Below are 19,506 nucleotides of genomic sequence, written 5' to 3' on the forward strand. Positions count from 1 at the left end.
TTACGCTTATAATTACTCTACCCGATGTTGATTAGGCCAAGGCCGGCCCTTGCCTGTTTCGCAGAAGCGTTTCAGGCTTCGCAGAAACCTGCCCCACGTGTAATTGCATTCCGAAAACATGGGCGTGTATTCCTGCCAGTTATCGTGCTGGAAGATCAGCAGGGTTATATTGTCAGTATTTGTAAGTTGTTGTAGCTGATCTGCTAATTCCGGATGGGCATTCAGCAGGGCATCTTTATCTCCCGGTAGTAGTTTAAAGCTGATGGTAGTATCTAACCATTCGTTTGCCCCTGCAATGCAAACCCATTTAACCGCTTCGTTGGGTTTCAGTTCCATGATCTCCATTTCCTTAAAATATTCCGGTCCAAACGGGAACCGCGCCACGCTTTCAGGTTCGGGCTTTGCCTGTGCGTCGGGTGTCCACCAGGCCGATAATCCTTCCTGACCTGCAATGGCATTATAAACTTTTTCCACTGGTGCTCCTATAATCAATTCATGGCGGATGTGTGGCATTTTCGATATGTTTCTGTTACCCAAATTTACAATGGAACCGGATACAAAAGCGTTGACTTTCGTCAACCGTTTTGGCAAGTGCCTAATCATTGTCATGAAAAAATGTAAAACCCCGGCGATACGGCGCAGCTGCATTCCATGTAAACCGTTGTATTGCGTGGATTCGCGTTTCTATATAAGGTTTTGTTTGTCGCTTTATTGATTCACCATCATAAAGTCTTTGAAGAACGCTGCTTGTTCAACCGATCCTTTTGACACCAGGCCTACCCGTACGGCCCTGTCCCACGGGGGCAGATACGAGATGTCGGCAGCTTTCCTGTTAAGCACATTAAACTTTCTACCACCTGCCCTGTACGTAAAGGTGGCCTGCGTATTATTCTTTACCTGTACCCTTAATTTTACATTTGAGGCTTTCTTAATTCGGTGTTCAACAATAATGTGCGCTTCATCTTTCTTCACTTCTACCAAACGAATGCTATTGCTGTCGATCACTGCATATAAAATATTCTTATCATCCCCTATCAAAGCAAGTCCTGCCTGTGATGTAGATCTTTTTTGCACGGTAACTTCTGCTGAATAATTGGCGGCTAAAACAGACTGGCCAATGTAAGCGCCGGAATTTGAAGAAAGTGCAGCCAGTTTAAGAGTATTCTTTTCAATTTGGTATTGCACCTTTTGAAAGATGCTCCAATGCCAGTTACCGGAAAGTTGCTGGTCTGAAAAGTCATCAACAATTTTTTCCGGCTTCGTCGTCTTGCCATAATTAGTACCATTTAAAAACCGCAGCCATCCATCGGGGGTAAATTGAAACTCATTCAGCAAACCCTGCCTTCCGCCGTATGCTCCCGTATTTGTGCTATAAGCATGGTAAAGAAAATAATACTTACCATCCTTTTCAACTGGTGTTCCATGGCCCGGACATTTCCAATCAGTATCGTCTGCCAACACCGGGTTGCCCGGATATTTTTCCCAGGGACCAAGCAGGTTCTTAGCTCTTGCAATGCCGGTTCCATAAGTGCAGGTTTTACCGCAGCAGGCAGCTGCCGCATAAAACGCATAATAGTAATCGTTCTTTTTTATTATAGAAACACCTTCCACCAGGCCTTTTTCCCATGCCACATCTGCACGGAACAGTTCCTTTTTTTCCCCTACCAAAGCTGTTCTGTCTTCCTTTATTTCTGCGGCCCAGATAGGGGTGGGTTTGCCTACACTGTTACCATCTTCCTTCCAGATCACATACAGCTTTCCATCTTCATCCCGCATGGGAAAAGCGTCTATGGAACCCACTTCCTGGCACATAAGCGGTCCAAGGTCCCGATAAGGCCCTTCGGGTTTGTCTGCAACCGCTGCTGCAATACAGAGGTTCCCATCTTTTTTGTGGGCGGTATAATACAAATACACCTTGCCATTATCGTAAGTGATCTCGGGCGCCCACATGTAATAGTCGGCCCAGGCGGGCACGGTTGTAAACACATGACCAGCCGGTTTCCAGTTCACCAGGTCGGCCGAGCGGTATAAAGGGAAAGCGGGAAACCAGTTGGAGGTTGTACCTACCGCCCAGTAGGCATCGCCGATCCTGACCACTGAAGGATCAGGATGATCACCAGGCAATACCAGCTGCTGCGCATTACCGCTAAAGATAAACAGGAAGATTATCAATGATAAGAACAATCGCATAACATTACTTTATTGTAATAACCAGACGCTTACCACGTCAAAATAAATAAACCGTACCCAAATTTACTGTTCAAAATTTGCCGAATCGTACCAAATCTATGCAACTCATTCCTCAAAATGCTAATATTATAACCGCCATTTTTAATGATGGAAACGTCAGCATTTACAATTCCGAAAAAGCAGATGGCAGTAAGGTCAGGATCGTTCATAAAAGCCTGCGTTAGGCAAACACAAGCTTTTATTGCAGACCTATCTCAATTTGCCGCTCGAGGTAAGGCACGATGTCTTCGCTGGCGCCAACGGATCTGTTAATGATGCGGCCGTTCTTATCAATTACGATATGTACCGGTAAAGCGTCAATATTATACCGTTCAATAACACCTGCCACATTGTTCACAACCGTATAGTTGAATTGCCTGTTCCTGAAAAAGGAACGCAGCTTTTCTGTTTTATCTGATGTGATGGCCAGAAAAACGACCTTGTCATTTGATCTGAACTTTTCTACCAGCTTGTTGAGTTGAGGCATTTCTCTAATACAGGGGCCGCAGCCTGTTCCCCAAAAGTTCAGTACTACCACTTTTCCCTTCAGGCTTGACAGCTGCACCTTATTGCCGGCCAGATCGGAGCCGCTCAAATCGGGTGCCACAAGTTGGTCAACCGGGTTGGGCCTGCTCCTGACTTTATTTGTAAATTCATCCCAGTTTTTATGCGGGGTACTGCAATAGGGAAATATAACCCGCATGCTATCCAGCCATTCGGCTTTTCCCGATCTATACAGCGCTGTATAGTCATCCAGTGCACAATTCCAGTTGCCCACCGCCCGGTAGGCCCTGGCCCGTACCTGCAACAGCTCCGGTGTGAAATTATCTTCATGGTTAGTTCCTTTGATGTGATACAAGCCAGCCGAAGCATACACGATCGCTTGCTGGTAGTTTTGCTGCAACAGGTATAACTGCGACAGCATTTGTAATAATGAACTCATGTATCTGTTATGGTTAGATAGCCGGTACTCATGATTGATGCTGCCGTCCTGCCATTGACGAAGGGCCCGCAAGAGCATCGCTTCAGCCGAATCCAGGTGCTCGCGGCGATCAATGTAAATGCCGGGCAGTATGCTCAGGCCGAGGTAAGACATCTTTCCCTGCCGGTAAAGCGGTAATAACGTCTGCTCAAAATCGCCTACGGTCATTGTGCGGTCATCATACAGGTACCAGTTTACAACCAGATCTGAAGCCAACGCCGAACCGGGCCATTTTTTATAGATCGCGGCCAATTGCCGCTTAACAGTATCCTGTATCGGCTTGCCGGATGCTTTATAATACTCATAGTCGTAGATGGTGAATGCAAAATCCGTTTCCTCGGCTGCAGGATAACGATGAAACATTTCAAAGAGACAGGTACGTGCCTCGTTCAATTTATTCGTCTTTGCATAGCCGATACAGATGGCAGCCAGCAGTCCCGCCTCCGGCAATCGCTGACGTTTACGGGCTGCTACCAAACGGGGGAGTAATCTATCGATGACGGACTGGCATTCCTCGGGTGACTTCTTCAAGGACAACACATTAAAATATTTGCCATAAGCCAGGTAATTATCGGGATGATAGCCAATCTCCTTCTCAAATGCGGCACTCAGTTTTCCTGTTAAAAAGCTTTCAAAAAAAGCGCCTGCCACCGGTGTTTTCCTGTCGGATTCATACACATGCATCTGCTGCATCGCCTTTTCATCATCTTTGTTGAGCGAATAAAACCGGATACTAAGCGAAGCTGCATCGGCAGGCACCAGCAGCGACGCATGCAATACAGAATCACCCGACAGGCTGCGGGTATACCATTGAAACCCTCCATGCCGCGTGAAAATGGAGATCTTTGCATACAAGGGTACAGACCCACTTAATGTGGCTTGAGGATGATCGGGCCGGTACGTGATCAGCAGGCTGTCTCCGGCACAGGGATATTGCGGTTGTACAGTCACTGGCTGGGCAAATGCGCTTGCGGCAGGCAGCAGTAAAAGTGCGCTTATAGCAACATGCAATTGTTTTGTCACAAGTAGTAATTTTAGCTCAAAATAATCATGGGTACCGGACGGAGAAAAAAAGTATTGACGAATTAACTATTCGTTGTGTTGAACTGCCTGATCAGGCAACCCGGAATACTAAAGCCATCCGGTATTTGATAATGGTCACCCGGAATAACAGATTCGTCATCGTTTTAATGGAGTTCGTCCCTGAAAAAAATAGTTTACTGAAAAAAGAAGAACTTTACAGGGCTAATTGCTTATGAATGCTATCGCCGCAAAAAAACAAGGTATCGGGCGCCGTTTTACCCAATGGCTTATTAGCACCTGGGAGCTTTCGTTTATAAATAAATGGTACCGCATCGCACTGCATACCGGTTTCTGGCTGGTGCTATTGTTCTTTGGACTAAGGGAAAGTGTAATTGTGCATATTACTGTCAGGGACCCCTTTGCAGTCGCTTTTTCAGGCATTCTTCTTACGCTTTATTTGTTCTATCCATTGGTATATTGTATTGTGCCATTATTTCAAAAAAGGAAATGGGTAACAGTAGTATGTCTGTTTATAATCTATTATATAGCGGCTGTCTATCTCCGCTCATATCACATTGTGCGTAATGTAAGCGGGCCCAATGTATGGGTGGAAGGGCAGGATTTCTGGACATTTGTGTACAGGAACCATGTGCGCCCCTTCAAGCTTTTGGAAGGCTTTATCAGCAGTATTACAGGGCTTATAAGTATCATATACATTCCGTTAACCCTGAAATTCCTTCGTTATGCTTATAAAAAGAACGCACGGCAAAACCAGCTTGAAAAAGAAAAAACCCAACTTGAGCTGAATTTCCTGAAAGCACAGATCAATCCGCATCTCCTGTTCAATACGCTCAACAACCTGCAATCGTTCATTATACATGGGGAGAAAGAAAGATCGGTGGGTTTACTGACCGGACTGGCGAATCTGCTTCGATTGTCGCTGTATGAATACAGGGATGAATATGTTACCCTTTCGCAGGAGATCAAATTACTGCGCAATTATATTGCGGTGGAAAGTGTGCGGCATGACGAATATTCACAGATTGAATTGGATATAGCGGAAACTAACTTATCTTACCAGCTGCCTGCCTTGTTATTCATGCCCCTGGTTGAAAATGCTTTTAAATACAGTTATACGCTGGAAAGATCTTACGTTCGCATCTGCCTCCGGACCGTTAACGACCAACTGCAGTTGGAAATATTTAATACCTGTACCACACAGAGAAGTGCATCAGGAGGAATAGGTCTGGCGAATGTTAAAAAACGGCTGGAGTACTATTTCCCCGGCCGCCATAATTTTACCTGTACCGACAAAGGCGACAATTATACCGTGAACCTAACAATCTATCCCGCTAAAAAATGAATTGTATTATTGTTGATGATGAACCCCAGGCAAGAAAATTATTGAATACGTACCTGGACGCTATACCTGGCTGCACGGTGGTTAAAGTATGCAGAAATGCGGTAGAAGCTTACGAGGTTTTACAAACAGCATCAATCGATGCACTCTTCCTGGATATCAAAATGCCCATGTTAACAGGCACAGATTTCCTGCGTTCGCTTAAAAATCCACCGCTTGTGGTATTTACTACCGCTTATGATAAATATGCTTTGGAGGGGTATGAATTAAATGTCGTTGATTACCTGCTGAAGCCCATTGCCCTTCCAAGGCTGTTGCAGGCCGTTGAAAAGATCAGAAGCAGGTTGAGCGAGCAAAAAGCAGTTGCCTCTGCTGACGATCATATCTTTATCAAACAGGATCAAAAACTGCTGAAGTTATCGTTTAACGAGATCCTGTATGTAGAAGGACTGCAGAACTATGTTCGAATACACCTGGTACAGCAAACCATCATTGCCGGATACACGATGAAATTGTTTGAAGAAATGTTACCGGCGCAACTATTCATGCGGATCCACCGGTCGTATATAGTGTATCTTCCTGCTATCAAAGCCATTAAAGGCAACATGGTAGAATTAGCGGCGATCAGTCTACCCATTGGCCTTAGTTATAAAGAGCAGTTGCTGAGTGCGATCAAAAGAATGTAGCCTTTCATTCTTTTTGAAGCGGATCTTCAATAGAATCTTGCAGGCGCCCGCAATTAAAATCATACTTTTTACCATAATGTATTTTTCCAAACGAATCAAAATATACGTTTACCGGGAGATGCGCCATTGCCAAACTATACAAGGAGAAACCCCGAATATAGCTTTCAGGGCATTATCAGAGAAAATAAAATGGTGTGATTTTGATGCACTATCACCCGATGACATCAACAATTAATACCATAGTAATAGGACAAAGGGGGATCAAGCTGACATACCTCTATAAATAGACTGGACAAACCAATAAGTTAGAGTTATCCAGTTTGGGTCCGGGTGACTGGACAATTGTCGAACTCGTATCTAAATGACGTGATGGAGATTCAACGATTTAAACATGTGACAAATTTCGCGGCTAGAACATTCATTTAATAAAAAAGGCAAGAAAGCTGTTGTTGAGATCTCACATAACACATATACGGAAGGGAAATTGGCTTTTCCCTCGCTTTACAAAAGTTTCTTTAGTGTTTGAGCCAATCCAGCCTGACTGCATTCACATAGTGATAAAAACAAACAAGGCAGCATTTCTGCTGCCTTGTTTATTTTTGTCGGGAGCACTGGACAATTGGCGAACCAATTTTTAAATGATTTAAAGGCAATAACGGCTTTTATCGAACAATTAGAGTATTAATTACGCCAGCGTATTAAACGGCAATAATAACTGTTTTACTTCTTTCCTGCACGTTTTGTCCTAATAGGTTTTTTCCGTTTGTTAATGGTTTTACTTAAAGCTTTTATCCTGTGGCTATCTTTCTCATAAAGTCTTGTCGTTACAAGATCCAATATCTCATATGCGTCTAGGGTGTCATCCTTTTTCAATTCATCGTTAACATGGCTACCGCTATTACCGATCCATTTTATTGCCATTAGTAAATCAGCTTCTTCAGACTTTGCAGCTTTGAACAATTCAATCCTTTTATGCAAACTGTACCCTTTGCGCTTCCCTCGATCTTTATAAGTCTTTGGAACCTTTTGCTCATCCATTATCAATTCTACTACCGTCCTGATTTTATTTGCACATGATGACGAGTCAATCCAAAATAGTTTAAAAGATTCTTTAATCGCATTACAAACTTCTTCTGGAACATCCTTGTGAAGTTCAAAGATGTTTAAAGTAGGAACGAAAATGTTAGGTTGAAGAATTTCTATATATTCAAAATTATAACCTTCATATTGTTCATCATATACATGTTCTGCTTCTACGGCCATTTTTCCTGCAATTACAACAGTTTCCTCGCAAACATCGCACTTTAGATTTCCTGTAAATTGTCCCCAAATCTGTTCAGGGTCCCAATCTTCTTCTCGATGCAACTTTTGAGAGGAGATCGCTTCATAAGATTTAATGTCTTTCTTATCTCCAATTAAGGTTCCCTTATTACAAGACGGACAAGGCCAGGAAGGTATATTGTTTTCGGTAAACCAATTTTTCCAAATAGTTCGTGTGACTGCCATAAAAGTGTTTGCTAAGGTGTCACAATATACAGAACCGCTTCTTTAAGAGTTTAGGAAATCATAATTTTTCCTCCTTAACTGGATTTTACTACTCTTAAGTGTCGAAAAACGTTCAATCAGCACCAAACGAAAGGATATGAGGTTTGAGCTGCAATTGACCCAACCTCCTTCATTACAGGCGGATGCAAAGTAGATGAAAATATTGCCATTGATAAAACATTGATTATCTGAGCCAATTATGGCTTAAAGCAATATTGGAATATAATTTGGAATATTTTAAATAGAATTATTAATTTCGTCCTACATCAAATTACTAATCCATGCGTGACAGTTACACAATTTCAAAAGAGGAGGCCAGAGAGCTCTTAATTCCGTTTGCTCAATCATTCTATGAGGCAATCACAGGCGGTTTTCAGGATTATAAAATAAATGATTCGCCTCGTGGGCACATCCACAACAAGACTGTAAAATCAAATCTTGTTAGGTCATATGTAATAGACAGGCTAAAGAAGATCGTAATTGAAAATCCAAACTTAAGGTTGATCGAGAAGCAAAGAATGCTTGTTGTAGCAATTGGAGACAAGTTAAGAGTTAGGTTTAAAAAATTAGATAAAAAGTACCGATCGCAGAATGTCAGAACTAAACAAGCAAAGGAATTTAGGAATAGAACAATAACATTTAATGGTCAAAAGGCTTTACCTGTGGATGCAGGTTGGAGAGTTGACCAGCTGTACAATGAAATAAGCGACGTTCATTTTGTTTGTCCCGATGGAGTAGGCAATCTCTGGAGAATACCATTGACTGATTTAGCGGCACAAAAAAGCCAGGCAGTGTTTTTTCCTGTGCCGGAAGATGAGATTATTCAAATTGTAACTCCTAAACATGGAAAAGAAAGTGGAAACAGAAAGAAAACCGGTTAATCATAAAACAATTGAAGTAGCAAGAATAGCAAGAGGTTATAGCCAGGCAGAATTGGCCGAAAAAATGGGGATAGAACAGGGGACATTATCCAAGTTGGAGAAGGGTCTTTTACGTCCCAAAGAAGAATATATGACAAAGCTTTGCGAGGCGTTGGATTATCCTATAACTTTTTTCGAAGAAGAAATAAAAGTTCTATCTCCTTTAGTTACTCATTATAGGAAGCGGAAAGCTCTTACTAAAACTAAGATTGACTGTATAGAGTACAACCTTTATATAAGGAAACATTTCATAAAGAAATTGTTAGCGTCAGCTAACATTCCTAATAATCTAATTCAGGTAAGCCCAGAGGAGCATGAGCCTGAGACAATTGCAAGAATTGTAAGGCAAAAATGGAATATACCGCGTGGGCCGATTTCAAACATAGTTTCATTATTAGAGCGCAATGGTATCATTGTTTTAGAGATTGAAGTAAATGATGAAAAGCTGGATGGCGAAATGATTCCTGATGAAAACAACCTGCCAGTCATTTATATAAATAAAAACGTAAGCGGAGACAGACAACGCTTTACATTGGCTCATGAACTTGGGCATTTGGTCATGCATCAATCATCTTATATTCCCACGGTTGATGAAGCTGAAAACGAAGCGAATGCTTTCGCTTCTGAATTTTTAATGCCATCTGATGAAATCAGATATCAATTATCCGACATTTCTTTTTTGGCTTTGGCTGATTTAAAACGTCATTGGAAAGTGTCAATGGCTTCACTGGTTAGAAAGGCGTATGATTTAGGAGTTATAGATAAGTCGAGATACACGTCATTGAATGTACAATTGAGCAGCGCTGGATTTAAAAAGAAGGAACCAGAAATGGATGTGGTGTATGAGCGTCCAATGATAATAGATCAATTATTGAAATTACATCTTCAGCATTTTAATTACACTGTTGAAGAATTATCTTCAATGCTTTGCGTCAAGGAAACAGAGTTATTGAATATGTTGTCGTTTTATTCCAAGTCGCCAAAAGGATTGAGAGCAGTATAATTTACCGTAAATTATTAATTGGGGAATAATTGCGGATTAATTAGAAAACAGGATAATTATTGCGGATAAGCTGTTGAAATGATTTGATTTTGTCTCATATGGGGTTTTATATCCTGTCTCGTCCTAAAATCACGGGACTTCGCGGGTGGAAGCCCATAATCTTTCTGGAACAGGCGTCTGTGATCAAAGACAAGGTAAAAACAGCAACTAATTCATTTGCAAAGGCATGTTAATCGAATTTACCTTTATCTGTTCTAAATGCTAAATAGAAAGCATATCCTATTACCGGGATATGAAGGATAAGAATAATAATTTCCATAAAACTTGATTATAAAACCGCCACATATTTAATGTGGCGGTTTATGATTATGGGGAACGGACTACTTACTAAAAGATACTGCTATTCTTCGCTTTTAATGTTTAAATCATACCGCTTCAGTAGGATCTTCATTTGCACTGCATTGTCTTTTGCAAATGAAATGGTCGTTTTTTGAGCCTCATTTAAATCTCTCATTAACTCCAATTCTTTTTTCAGTAGATTTATTTCTTCTACCTTATCTCTTATAGATAGATTCAATCTTGCAACTTCATCATTTCGCAAATCATTCATTGGACCTTCATTATATAAAAGGGATACAAAGTCCCTTTTAAGGGCAATAGAAATTGAAACGAGTAATTCTGTTGAAACACTTGCCCTCACATATATGTCTGGTACCGTTTTCTCGTGTTTATTTATCAGAGCACCAAATTCTTTATGAGTGAGGCGCTGACTTTCTACCTCAGATTGAATTATTTGGCCAAGGTGTATCACAAAATTTAATTATCGCTGTAGATTCCTGCGCATGTTGACCCACCGATATTTTTTATGTTGACCCACCATTCCTGCATGCTGACCCACTCCCTTAAAGGAACGGTTTTGTCATAATAAGTAATAATTCTTGCATGTTGACCCACCTCAGGACAGGCCGTCTTATTTTTTAAGAACGCTGACATTCCTGCATGTTGACCCACCGCTGAGATCAGTAAGAGTTCGAAGGTTTGATGTTTTTTGCTCCTAAAAACGACGACAGGAGCATGGCACAAAAACCTATAGCAATGGAACAATTGAAACAGCTTCTTCAGCTTCAAAAAGACGGGATCGGCATCCGGGAGATGGCCCGCCGATTAGGAATCAGCCGCAATAGCGTACGTAAATATCTCTCGTTGCTTGGCCGCGAGAAAGAGCTTTCAGACAGAGAGTTGGTCGATAAAGCTTACTGCAACGATATGCTTCAGCGTGATGCAGAGCGACTTAAGCAACTTACCATTCACTTTAAGACGGCTGGTACCGAGTTATCTAAAACTGGTGTAACCCGGCAATTACTTTGGCAGGAGTACATCAATAATTATCCTGATGGATACAGTTATAGCCGGTACTGTTATCATTTAAAAGAATATCTCAATAACCGGGATTTATCCATGCACCTGGATTATCAGGCGGCAGATATGATCATGATTGACTTTGCTGGTAAGCCATTACACTATGTAGATGTCCATACCGGAGAATGTATCGAATGTCAGGTGTTTATTGCTATACTCCCTTTTAGCGGGCTGATTTTTTGTTATGCTGTTCACTCCCAACGTAGCGAGGATTTTACCATCTGCATTAACGCTATGCTGACATATTATGGGGGCATACCTGCCACCATCTTATGTGATAACCTCAAAACGGCGGTAGTCCGGCCAGACCGCTACGAACCAGTATTTACAGAACTATGCCAGCAGTTGAGCGAACACTACACAACCACCTTCAGCGCTACCCGGCCTTACAGCCGCCGGGATAAAGCCATGGTAGAACGTGCTGTTCGCATTGTCTACACTCACGTATACGCCCCATTACGCAATCATCATTTTTCCAGCCTTAAACAACTCAACGCGTCTATACAGGAGCAATTAATCCTTCTTAACAATAAACCTTATAAAAATACGCCGTATAGTCGGCGGTATTTTTTTGAGCAACAAGAACAAGCGTTACTTAAAGAACTGCCTTGCGAACCGTTTACACCCAAGAAAGTAGTACAGCTTACAGTTCAACGCAACTACCATGTGCAACTCTCCGAAGATCACCGCTATTACAGTGTCCCTTACCAATATGTAGGCAAAAAAGTAAAAGTGTGCTATAACAGCCGCGTAGTGGAAGTTTACCTGGATCATGACCGGATAGCCTTGCATATCCGCAATGCACATCAAAAGGCGTACACTACCTTGGGGGAACATATGCCCCCTCATCATCAACGTATGCAGCAGATCAAAGGCTTTAACCGGGAAGACCTGCTTGAACAGGCAGCTCGGATCGGCACAGCTACCCTGCGGGCAGCTACGCTGATGCTCGAAAACAGCATTTATGTGGAGCAGAATTATAAAGCCTGCTTCGGTATGCTGATGCTACAAAAGAAATATAGTGCGGCCCGACTTGAAGCAGCCTGTACCCGTGCTTTACAGGGCACTCGGGTCAATTATACCATGATTAAGAATATCCTGGAGCGTGGACTCGATAAACAGCTATCCTTCCCAGATGCGCCGTCCACACCCTCACATGATAATATCAGGGGTAAAGATCACTATCAATAAATTATTACTAACAATAAATCAATAAGTAAAATGAACACCACACAAACACTTGAACAAATGAAGCAACTTAGGTTGCTGGGTATGCATCAGTCTTATCATGCTCAATTGGAATTGCCCCTTGATAAGCAACTCGACAGTCACGAACTGATAGGCAGCTTACTACAGGCAGAGATGCTCAACAGGGCCAACGAGAAAACCGCCTATTACCTGAAACTGGCGAAACTGAGATTGCCAGCTACCCTGGACCAGATAGAATGCAGTGCAGCACGCAACCTGACCAAAGCACAACTATCTTTACTGGCAGAAGGTCGTTACCTTAATCAAGGAGAAAACATCCTGATCACAGGTGCTACAGGCTGCGGCAAAAGTTTCCTGGCCTGCGCTCTCGGCCACCAGGCCTGCCTGCAGGGATATAAAACCATTTACCTCAACCTCAATAGGCTTATTGAAAAAATAACCCTATCCAAACTGGATGGTTCATACATCAAGTTCCTTAATCACCTGGAACGCCAAACACTTATTATCCTGGATGATTTTGGACTGGCGCCAATGACTCAGGAAATAAGACTTACTTTATTACAACTACTGGAAGACCGTTATGGAAGGAAAAGCATAATAGTAACCTCTCAGCTACCTGTTGCTAAATGGTATGAATATATAAATGACCCAACTCTTGCCGATGCAATAATGGACAGAATGACAGCAAATGCAATGCGTTTAGATCTTAAAGGTGAGTCCTTAAGAAGGAAAAAGTCGAAGACGAATCAATAAGACGTTGTATTTTTATCAAACCTACATCAAGCTCTTACTCTTACTGACCCACAGGGGTGGGTCAACATCCAGTAACCCTGGGTCAACATCACGAGAATTTACAATCGCTACATTCAAGAATTTCTTCATCCGGTAACCCTGTTACTTCACGAATTATCCGTAAAGCTGCTGCTTTAGTAAGATTATCACTGTTTTTTTGGATATATCTAGCTATTGTAAACTCTGTACAACCAAGAACATCCATTAATCGGCGGCGTGTAATCGGATTATTTATTGCATTTAATGCTTTTGGGCTGAGTTTCATAAAAGGAAAAGATAATAGGTGTAGAATATTGAGTAGACAGTTAGACGCTTTTTGATTTATGGAGGGCATCTTCTCTGACATTTGTAGTCGGTAAGCAACAATGCAGAGTTTTTGGCAATAAGAAGTGCAGAACTTTTGGCAACAACCAGTACACAAAAATTGGCAACAAGAGTGCAGAGCGGTGTCAAAAATAAGAGCATTGATTTAGTCTTCAAAAATTGTTTTCCTGTTTTCCAGCCGGTAGCTCTTGCCGGACAGGTTAATCACTTCACATTGGAACAGTAAGCGGTCTAGTAATGCCGTTGCCAGTACTTCATCTCCGAGCATTTGCACCCACTCCGCTGGTTTCTTATTGGTGGTGATGATAAAGGATGTTCTTTCATAAATCTGATTGATAAAATTAAACAGGCTCACTGCTTCCTTTTTTTCCACAGGGAACAGCATGATGTCATCGATTACGATCAGGTGTGCCTGTAGTAACCGTTTGTATTCAGCTTTAGCAGTCCGGGTGATCTCTTTCATCTTCAGGGTACTGATCAGGCCGTCCATAGTTCTGAAGTAAGCCTTATAGCCCTTTTTGATAGCTTCAAAACAAAGTCCTCCCGAGAGGAACGTTTTTCCGGTACCCGATGGCCCCATACAGATAATGTTAAAAATCTGGTCCATCCAGTGCAGTTCCTGCAACTGGTGTAGTTTAGCGATCGTGAACCCGTTATTGACGCTGTGATCGTACGTGCTGAGGTCACAGTGTTTCGGTAAGCAAGCCAGCTTCATTCGCTTTTTAATGTCTTTTTGCTGCCGGTAATCTGCCTCCGCGCGCAGGAAGCTAAGGGTATAATCCATATACCCCTGTGCTTTAGCTTCTGCTTCGGTAATAAGTTCATCAATGACCTTGTTTATGCCACTCATGTTAAACTGTTGGCAATACTGCCTGATTAATTGCTTTTGTTCCATTTGTTGATTGTTTATTAAAAAAGATTAAAACATGTCATAGTCGTTGATAGAGCTGGTTGCCGGCTGTATCAGCGCCTGGTCTGGCGGTTGATTGTTTAAGGGATTTAGTGTTAGTTGTAAGCTGGTACCCTGCTGGGGATCGTCCGTTTGTTCGTAGAGGTAGTGGTTCACAATGGCTTTAAAGTCACCGGCTCCGTTGATACCATGCTGCTGACAGTAGGCCAGCGCTTCGTCAACTATCTGTGGTGTTGTGGTGCTGGCTACCTGCACCAGTATCATCAACTGGTCGCGGACGTAGCGTGGTTTATCCTGCCGGATGGCTGATACCAGTTTGCGTCCTTTTTGAGGATCGGCAAGCATAGAATAGAACCTATCCTCCAATTCTATGATAGCCTGGCTCTTTTCCCTTCTGTGGTCATTATTGATAATCTTTTCTCCTCTGCCGGCACTAATTAGGTGCCGGCAAAGCTCCCGGTGCCCCAGATCATACAACACAATACAGGAGCCTTGTCTTTCGAGCAATACCTTGCTTCCCCGGCCCTTATAGGTTCCCCCTGGCAGCGAGTAAAAATTCCCTTTGTAAGAGAAGCTGTTGTCCTTACGGACGGTATATTCAACAGCGTTGGGCCGGCAGGTGACCGCTAGGCTAACAGGACGCAGGAATGGTTTTTCTATTTCCCATTCCGCTACAGGACGTTTTCTGGTAAAACTGTGAGGAAGCTCATTGGCGGTCCTTGCCAGCCATGCCAACGCTTCGGAGTTCAGCAAATCGATATCGATATAGGTTCTGTTATACAAAAAGTTCTGTTTAACATACTTGACCACGTTTTCGACTTTGCCTTTGCTTTGCGGATCTGATTTACGACAAAAGTGAAGCCGGAAGCCGCGTTGGTGTTGATAGCTTTTGAAAGCATCAGTTAAAATCAGATCGCCATTGTTTTCATCGACCATAAATACCCTGTCCTGATCGTATACCAACGTATCTGGTATCCCTTCCAAAAAGGCAAAGGCTTTTTCGTGGGCATCTATCGCCGTTTGGGACGTAAATGGCTCGGTAGAGAAAAGAACATATTTGTAGCGAGACCGGGAGAGCACCATCATGAAAAAATAGACCCTGATCCTTTTGCCCTGGCTGTTACGCATATTGTAAACTCCAAAATCTACCTGCCCCTGAAGGCCGTAAGGCGTTTCTTCTACCATTCCGTAAATGCGGACTTCATCTGTCTTTGGCAGATGATACTGCTGTCGCACCCAGGCAACAAAATTGAATACTGTTTTGGGAGATACGCAAGGGAAGCTGGTAAAATGTTCTTTGAGCCAATCGTGCATCTGAGCCGAGGAAGTGTCTCGATATAGTTCCAGCTTGGATTTTATGAAGCTCTCGTAGGGCTCGAGCACTTTATTTTTAGTTGAGCAGGTTTGGAGGTATTGCTCATAGTCGCGGTCATCTTCGATGGATAATAACCTTTTAACGGTCCGCCAGTTTAGGCCAAGAAACTTACTGATATAGCTGATGGAAAAGCCATCTCTGGATAGTTGATGTACCTGGTGATAGATCATAAGCTTCGATAAATAAGGGGTCATTGACATCGCCGCAAAAATTTAGGCGGCAAAAGTGACTTTTTCCCTTTGCGGGGCATGCCCCGCAAAGGGAAAAGCTCTGCACTCTTTGTTGCCAATTTCTTTGCACCCTTGTTACCAAAAGTTATGTACTCTTGTTGCCAATTGTTGTGTATTCCTGATTACCAAAAACTCTGTAGTTGTAATTACCGATTACAACATTTTTCAATAGGCACTCATACTTATGTTTAACCCAACTCATAAATTCTAAATCATAGGTCTTGCCAGTGTGCCACTTTAATCGATCCAATTGTGCCAAATACATTTCATTCCCTCTTATACCCCAACAAAATTTTACCATTCTATCCAGCATTTTGCATAAGTAGAAGTAATGAGTATGGCCAATTTCTTGTTCTAATTTTTTGGCGACATCTGTCAAAGCGAAAGCTCTTAATGCTGATGAACAAGCAAACGGATAATACTCAATACAATCTTTAAATGCATCTTCTCCAAATAAATAATAGACTTCAGTTGCGATTTCTTCCTCAAATTCCAGTCCTATACTTTTTTCATTCAAATACTGCACTATGAGGTTTAATATTTCTCTATTTAAAATTTTTTGGGCATTTTTATTATCGTCCATAATAATTGTTTTGAGTGGTTGAATAAATACCACCAGTGGAAACTGGTGAGCTAAGTTCAAAAAAGCTGCGTTGATTAAAACACGGCCACACTTTTCATTGATGCTTCGTTATTGAAGCAATTACCTTAAATATGCCCGCTATCTGCTGCCAGTTTCTTTCAATGGGTGGATACCTAATTTGATCAGCATTATCCGAAATCAGCTTTATACTGTTTTCATCTTCGCCTACATATACCCTCCGTACAAGGCCATGATAATTATAATCGATAATGTAATAATATTTTCCAGGCTCGATAATTCTATTATCGTACAAACGAGAAACTGCAATTCGGCATCCGTTTCGAAATGTCGGCTCCATGCTTTCACCGGTTACTTCAACCACACCTTCAACCGCTCCCAGGAATGGAGCTGTTATACGGTCTACAATAAGCTCAGGTTCATTATTATGCACGGTTACTGTTCCGGCTGCCGCCTTACCATCGGTTTGTGGAACAGCCAGTTTATCGCGGCTGAAAGGAAGACGCATGGTAGCAGGCTTTTGGTCTTCCATATCCAACCGGTTAATCTCCAGTTGATGTTCCATTTTATCGAGGTACGCCTTCAGTTTAAAATAATCATTGAGGTTGCTGGGCCTGGTGCCCTTCTCCCATTTGTATAAAGTTTCCTTTGCAAGTCCGGTAGCGGCAGCAATGGCAGGCATTTTAATATTTGATCTTTGTCTGAATGCCTTAAGTCTGTGTCCGATTTGATAGTCCATCATGATATTGGTTCGGTCATTTTGGAATCATACCATAATGTATTATCATATTTTTTAAGCAAGCAGTCGGCACATTCGATGAGACACAAAGTAGTCCTATAAATGTTTAGGACTTGAACCTCTTTAAAATTATCTGGCCACGGGTGAACGAAGGCAATCCCGGCATCTAGCATATCTTCCAGCTCCCTTTTAATATACTTCATAGGGTAAGATCCAAAAAATTCAGTAACTACATTTTTAGGATGGCCAATCTGTTCTTTAGTTAGTAAGGTGGTTTTGTTTCTAATTTTAAATTTATTCTTAACATTATCGTCTGTAAGATTATAAATGAATATTACTGCCATTATTTCAATGAATAAAATTAGGTCTTCATAAAACTGCATGAATTGGCAACGATGATCACTATTATTATATACACTGAATTCTGCAGATAAACTAACAAACTTCCAATTGTTAAGTTTTTCTATAAGTGATTGCGCCGTGTTATTTTTGAAGATTTTAGATATGACATACATAGAATCACTATGCGCACTTTCATATATTGAAGCAGGCTTACCTAACAAAACATCTTCCTCTGGTTCTTCATCAATTTCTTCATCATCCAACACGGGTGATTCAACAGGCTGTGCGTTTTGCTCTTTTTTATGATTATTCAAGATCACCGAACACGCCTCAATTAATTTGGATACAAATTCATATGTTCCCAAGTGATTATAAGCATCTGTTGCTTTGTAATTCATAGCGTCTCGATACATATTCAGTAAGTCGGTTCGAATGTCTGTCAAATGGTACTGTTTAAAAAAATCCTGAAGTACAGCAAAAGGATTCTCAATTTCACCGATTGACAATAGAAATGGCTGCTTGTGATAGGTGGGGAAATCTTTTGAGCTCATAAAACATGATTTGAGGTGGGAAAAATGAAGTTCTATGAGACTATCCCTAAAAAAAAATGGCGCGGGTTAGTCCTTATGGTCTGAAGGCTTCGACACCTGATCCCAATAAAGACGCCCACGCCGTAACGTGAGCGTTTCTCTTTATTACTCTGGGATCATTGAATAACACAGACACAAAGTGCCTATGGTCGAAGAATTCAGGACCAGAAATAAAGCGAACGCTTAAATCCTTTTATGTGTTCGCAAAACTATTAAATCCTTATTTAACTATCGTCGAAATACATTTTTTTAGTCATAGTTTATACCTCTAATGTACAAATTATACTTTAAAAGTAGATAAATATACTTAAAAAGTATAACTCATTCTTTATTAATCACTTACCTCATTTTCGAACAGGAAGTATATATATTTGAGCCTTTAAGTAGAAGGTAAGAATGGAAAAAGTGGAATTAAATAGACTAAAAATTGTATTGGCAGAAAAGAAGCGCACTAACAGATGGCTTGCCGATCAATTAGGCTATAATGAAAATACAGTTTCCAGGTGGTCGCAAAATTATCAGCAGCCTGCCTTGGAAACACTCTATCAAGTATCTCTGCTTTTAGACTGTGACCTAAAGGATCTTATAGCGTCTACCCGGACCAAGTGAATAATCTTGAATGAAATCAAAGAAAAAAAGTAATTACTGCGACCTTTGTAGCAATGTCAAACAGGCATAGAAATAATATTAAATTGGAAGAATCCAAAATAGGCCCTATATCCTGTTTTAATAGCGTAATAACATAATCCTGCTGTGAGCATTGTTTTTCCGATTCCATTAGGTCCCTTGATAACCAGGCTAAAGTTCTGATCAAGCCCGGGTTAATTCTTTAAGCTGTTCAAGGCGATTGACAGGTATGCCTTCCACGGCAGTGCAGTCATAATGCTTTAGGTCATAGTTAACCGGCAGTTGCTCTCCAGATTCTGTTTTTGATGTTCATTTGTTTTGTATTGTTTGATTAAAAAAATAGAGATATCTCACTTTTTGCCAAAAGGGCGAAAAAAGCGTGCAAAGTATGACCAATGACCAACTTTGGGCAAAACATGAATCGATAGTTCTTTGCCAGTTTTAAGCAGTAATGTAACTTTAATGTATATCTGTCAGGGACTCCCAGCAATTTTTCAAGAAGGTTTATGAAGATTTGGAAAATAACTCCTAAAGAATGGCAGAAGCAAAATGGAATTGCATAACCCAACCTTATGGGCACTATCTAACGGTTAACATAAA

At 41.5% G+C, this 19,506-nt stretch carries 18 protein-coding genes; 7 read left to right on the plus strand and 11 right to left on the minus strand.

Annotated features, from left to right (window positions below; genetic code table 11):
• Positions 1-12: 12 nt before the first annotated feature.
• The 3 genes from JUB15_RS22960 to JUB15_RS28825 form a co-directional block, all read right to left on the minus strand.
• A complete protein-coding gene (locus JUB15_RS22960) occupies positions 13-513 on the minus strand; it encodes an SRPBCC family protein (protein ID WP_207514988.1) in 501 nt (166 codons plus the stop codon).
• 195 nt (positions 514-708) lie between these two features.
• Entirely contained in the window at positions 709-2,190 is a 1,482-nt protein-coding gene (locus JUB15_RS22965; protein WP_207514989.1) for a glycoside hydrolase family 43 protein, read from the minus strand.
• Between the two features lie 238 nt (positions 2,191-2,428).
• Complete coding sequence (locus JUB15_RS28825; protein ID WP_207514990.1) at positions 2,429-4,234, minus strand: TlpA family protein disulfide reductase; 1,806 nt, start codon at positions 4,232-4,234, stop codon at positions 2,429-2,431.
• A 232-nt stretch (positions 4,235-4,466) separates the two neighbouring features.
• Here JUB15_RS28825 and JUB15_RS22975 point away from each other — a divergent pair, with 232 nt between their 5' ends.
• Both JUB15_RS22975 and JUB15_RS22980 read left to right on the plus strand, forming a co-directional pair.
• Positions 4,467-5,597: a sensor histidine kinase gene (locus tag JUB15_RS22975; protein WP_207514991.1), complete on the plus strand. Its 1,131-nt coding sequence runs from the start codon at positions 4,467-4,469 to the stop codon at positions 5,595-5,597.
• Entirely contained in the window at positions 5,594-6,280 is a 687-nt protein-coding gene (locus JUB15_RS22980; RefSeq protein WP_207514992.1) for a LytR/AlgR family response regulator transcription factor, read from the plus strand. Before JUB15_RS22975 ends, JUB15_RS22980 begins: the two co-directional genes overlap by 4 nt.
• Positions 6,281-7,000: 720 nt before the next feature.
• On the opposite strand, the gene JUB15_RS22985 is transcribed toward JUB15_RS22980, so the two are convergent.
• Positions 7,001-7,786: a DUF4145 domain-containing protein gene (locus JUB15_RS22985; protein WP_207514993.1), complete on the minus strand. Its 786-nt coding sequence runs from the start codon at positions 7,784-7,786 to the stop codon at positions 7,001-7,003.
• Between the two features lie 320 nt (positions 7,787-8,106).
• Between JUB15_RS22985 and JUB15_RS22990 the strand changes: the two genes are divergently transcribed.
• Both JUB15_RS22990 and JUB15_RS22995 read left to right on the plus strand, forming a co-directional pair.
• Positions 8,107-8,706: a hypothetical protein gene (locus JUB15_RS22990; RefSeq protein ID WP_207514994.1), complete on the plus strand. Its 600-nt coding sequence runs from the start codon at positions 8,107-8,109 to the stop codon at positions 8,704-8,706.
• On the plus strand, positions 8,669-9,748 hold the full coding sequence (locus JUB15_RS22995; protein ID WP_207514995.1) for a helix-turn-helix domain-containing protein: 1,080 nt from the start codon (positions 8,669-8,671) through the stop codon (positions 9,746-9,748). The genes JUB15_RS22990 and JUB15_RS22995 overlap by 38 nt, the downstream gene beginning before the upstream one ends.
• A 400-nt stretch (positions 9,749-10,148) precedes the next feature.
• Here the strand turns inward: JUB15_RS22995 and JUB15_RS23000 are convergent, their stop codons facing one another.
• Positions 10,149-10,559 carry a hypothetical protein gene (locus JUB15_RS23000; RefSeq protein WP_207514996.1) on the minus strand — a complete coding sequence of 137 codons (411 nt, stop codon included), beginning with the start codon at positions 10,557-10,559 and terminating at the stop codon, positions 10,149-10,151.
• A 284-nt stretch (positions 10,560-10,843) separates the two neighbouring features.
• Here JUB15_RS23000 and istA (JUB15_RS23005) point away from each other — a divergent pair, with 284 nt between their 5' ends.
• Positions 10,844-12,358, plus strand: a complete 1,515-nt coding sequence (gene istA / locus JUB15_RS23005; RefSeq protein ID WP_207514997.1) for an IS21 family transposase — start codon at positions 10,844-10,846, stop codon at positions 12,356-12,358.
• Positions 12,359-12,415: 57 nt separating this feature from the next.
• A complete protein-coding gene (istB, locus tag JUB15_RS23010; protein WP_242696484.1) occupies positions 12,416-13,129 on the plus strand; it encodes an IS21-like element helper ATPase IstB in 714 nt (237 codons plus the stop codon).
• Between the two features lie 88 nt (positions 13,130-13,217).
• Here istB (JUB15_RS23010) and JUB15_RS23015 read toward each other — a convergent pair whose 3' ends face one another.
• The 6 genes from JUB15_RS23015 to JUB15_RS23040 all read right to left on the minus strand — a co-directional run bounded on the left by JUB15_RS23015 (position 13,218) and on the right by JUB15_RS23040 (position 18,240).
• Positions 13,218-13,433, minus strand: a complete 216-nt coding sequence (locus JUB15_RS23015; protein ID WP_207514999.1) for a hypothetical protein — start codon at positions 13,431-13,433, stop codon at positions 13,218-13,220.
• A gap of 204 nt (positions 13,434-13,637) precedes the next feature.
• On the minus strand, positions 13,638-14,387 hold the full coding sequence (gene istB, locus JUB15_RS23020) for an IS21-like element helper ATPase IstB (RefSeq protein ID WP_255539668.1): 750 nt from the start codon (positions 14,385-14,387) through the stop codon (positions 13,638-13,640).
• A 24-nt stretch (positions 14,388-14,411) separates the two neighbouring features.
• The gene (gene istA, locus JUB15_RS23025) at positions 14,412-15,971 is read right to left on the minus strand and encodes an IS21 family transposase (protein ID WP_207515001.1); all 1,560 of its coding nucleotides are present in this window, start codon (positions 15,969-15,971) and stop codon (positions 14,412-14,414) included.
• Positions 15,972-16,092: 121 nt separating this feature from the next.
• Positions 16,093-16,590 carry a hypothetical protein gene (locus JUB15_RS23030; RefSeq protein ID WP_207515002.1) on the minus strand — a complete coding sequence of 166 codons (498 nt, stop codon included), beginning with the start codon at positions 16,588-16,590 and terminating at the stop codon, positions 16,093-16,095.
• Positions 16,591-16,684: 94 nt separating this feature from the next.
• A complete protein-coding gene (locus tag JUB15_RS23035; protein ID WP_207515003.1) occupies positions 16,685-17,350 on the minus strand; it encodes a LexA family transcriptional regulator in 666 nt (221 codons plus the stop codon).
• A complete protein-coding gene (locus JUB15_RS23040; protein WP_207515004.1) occupies positions 17,347-18,240 on the minus strand; it encodes a hypothetical protein in 894 nt (297 codons plus the stop codon). The genes JUB15_RS23035 and JUB15_RS23040 overlap by 4 nt, the downstream gene beginning before the upstream one ends.
• A 435-nt stretch (positions 18,241-18,675) precedes the next feature.
• Between JUB15_RS23040 and JUB15_RS23045 the strand changes: the two genes are divergently transcribed.
• Complete coding sequence (locus tag JUB15_RS23045; protein WP_207515005.1) at positions 18,676-18,888, plus strand: helix-turn-helix domain-containing protein; 213 nt, start codon at positions 18,676-18,678, stop codon at positions 18,886-18,888.
• Positions 18,889-19,506: the final 618 nt, after the last annotated feature.

Origin of the sequence: Longitalea luteola (assembly GCF_017356035.1) — a bacterium.
Taxonomy (GTDB): Bacteria; Bacteroidota; Bacteroidia; order Chitinophagales; family Chitinophagaceae; genus Niastella; species Niastella luteola.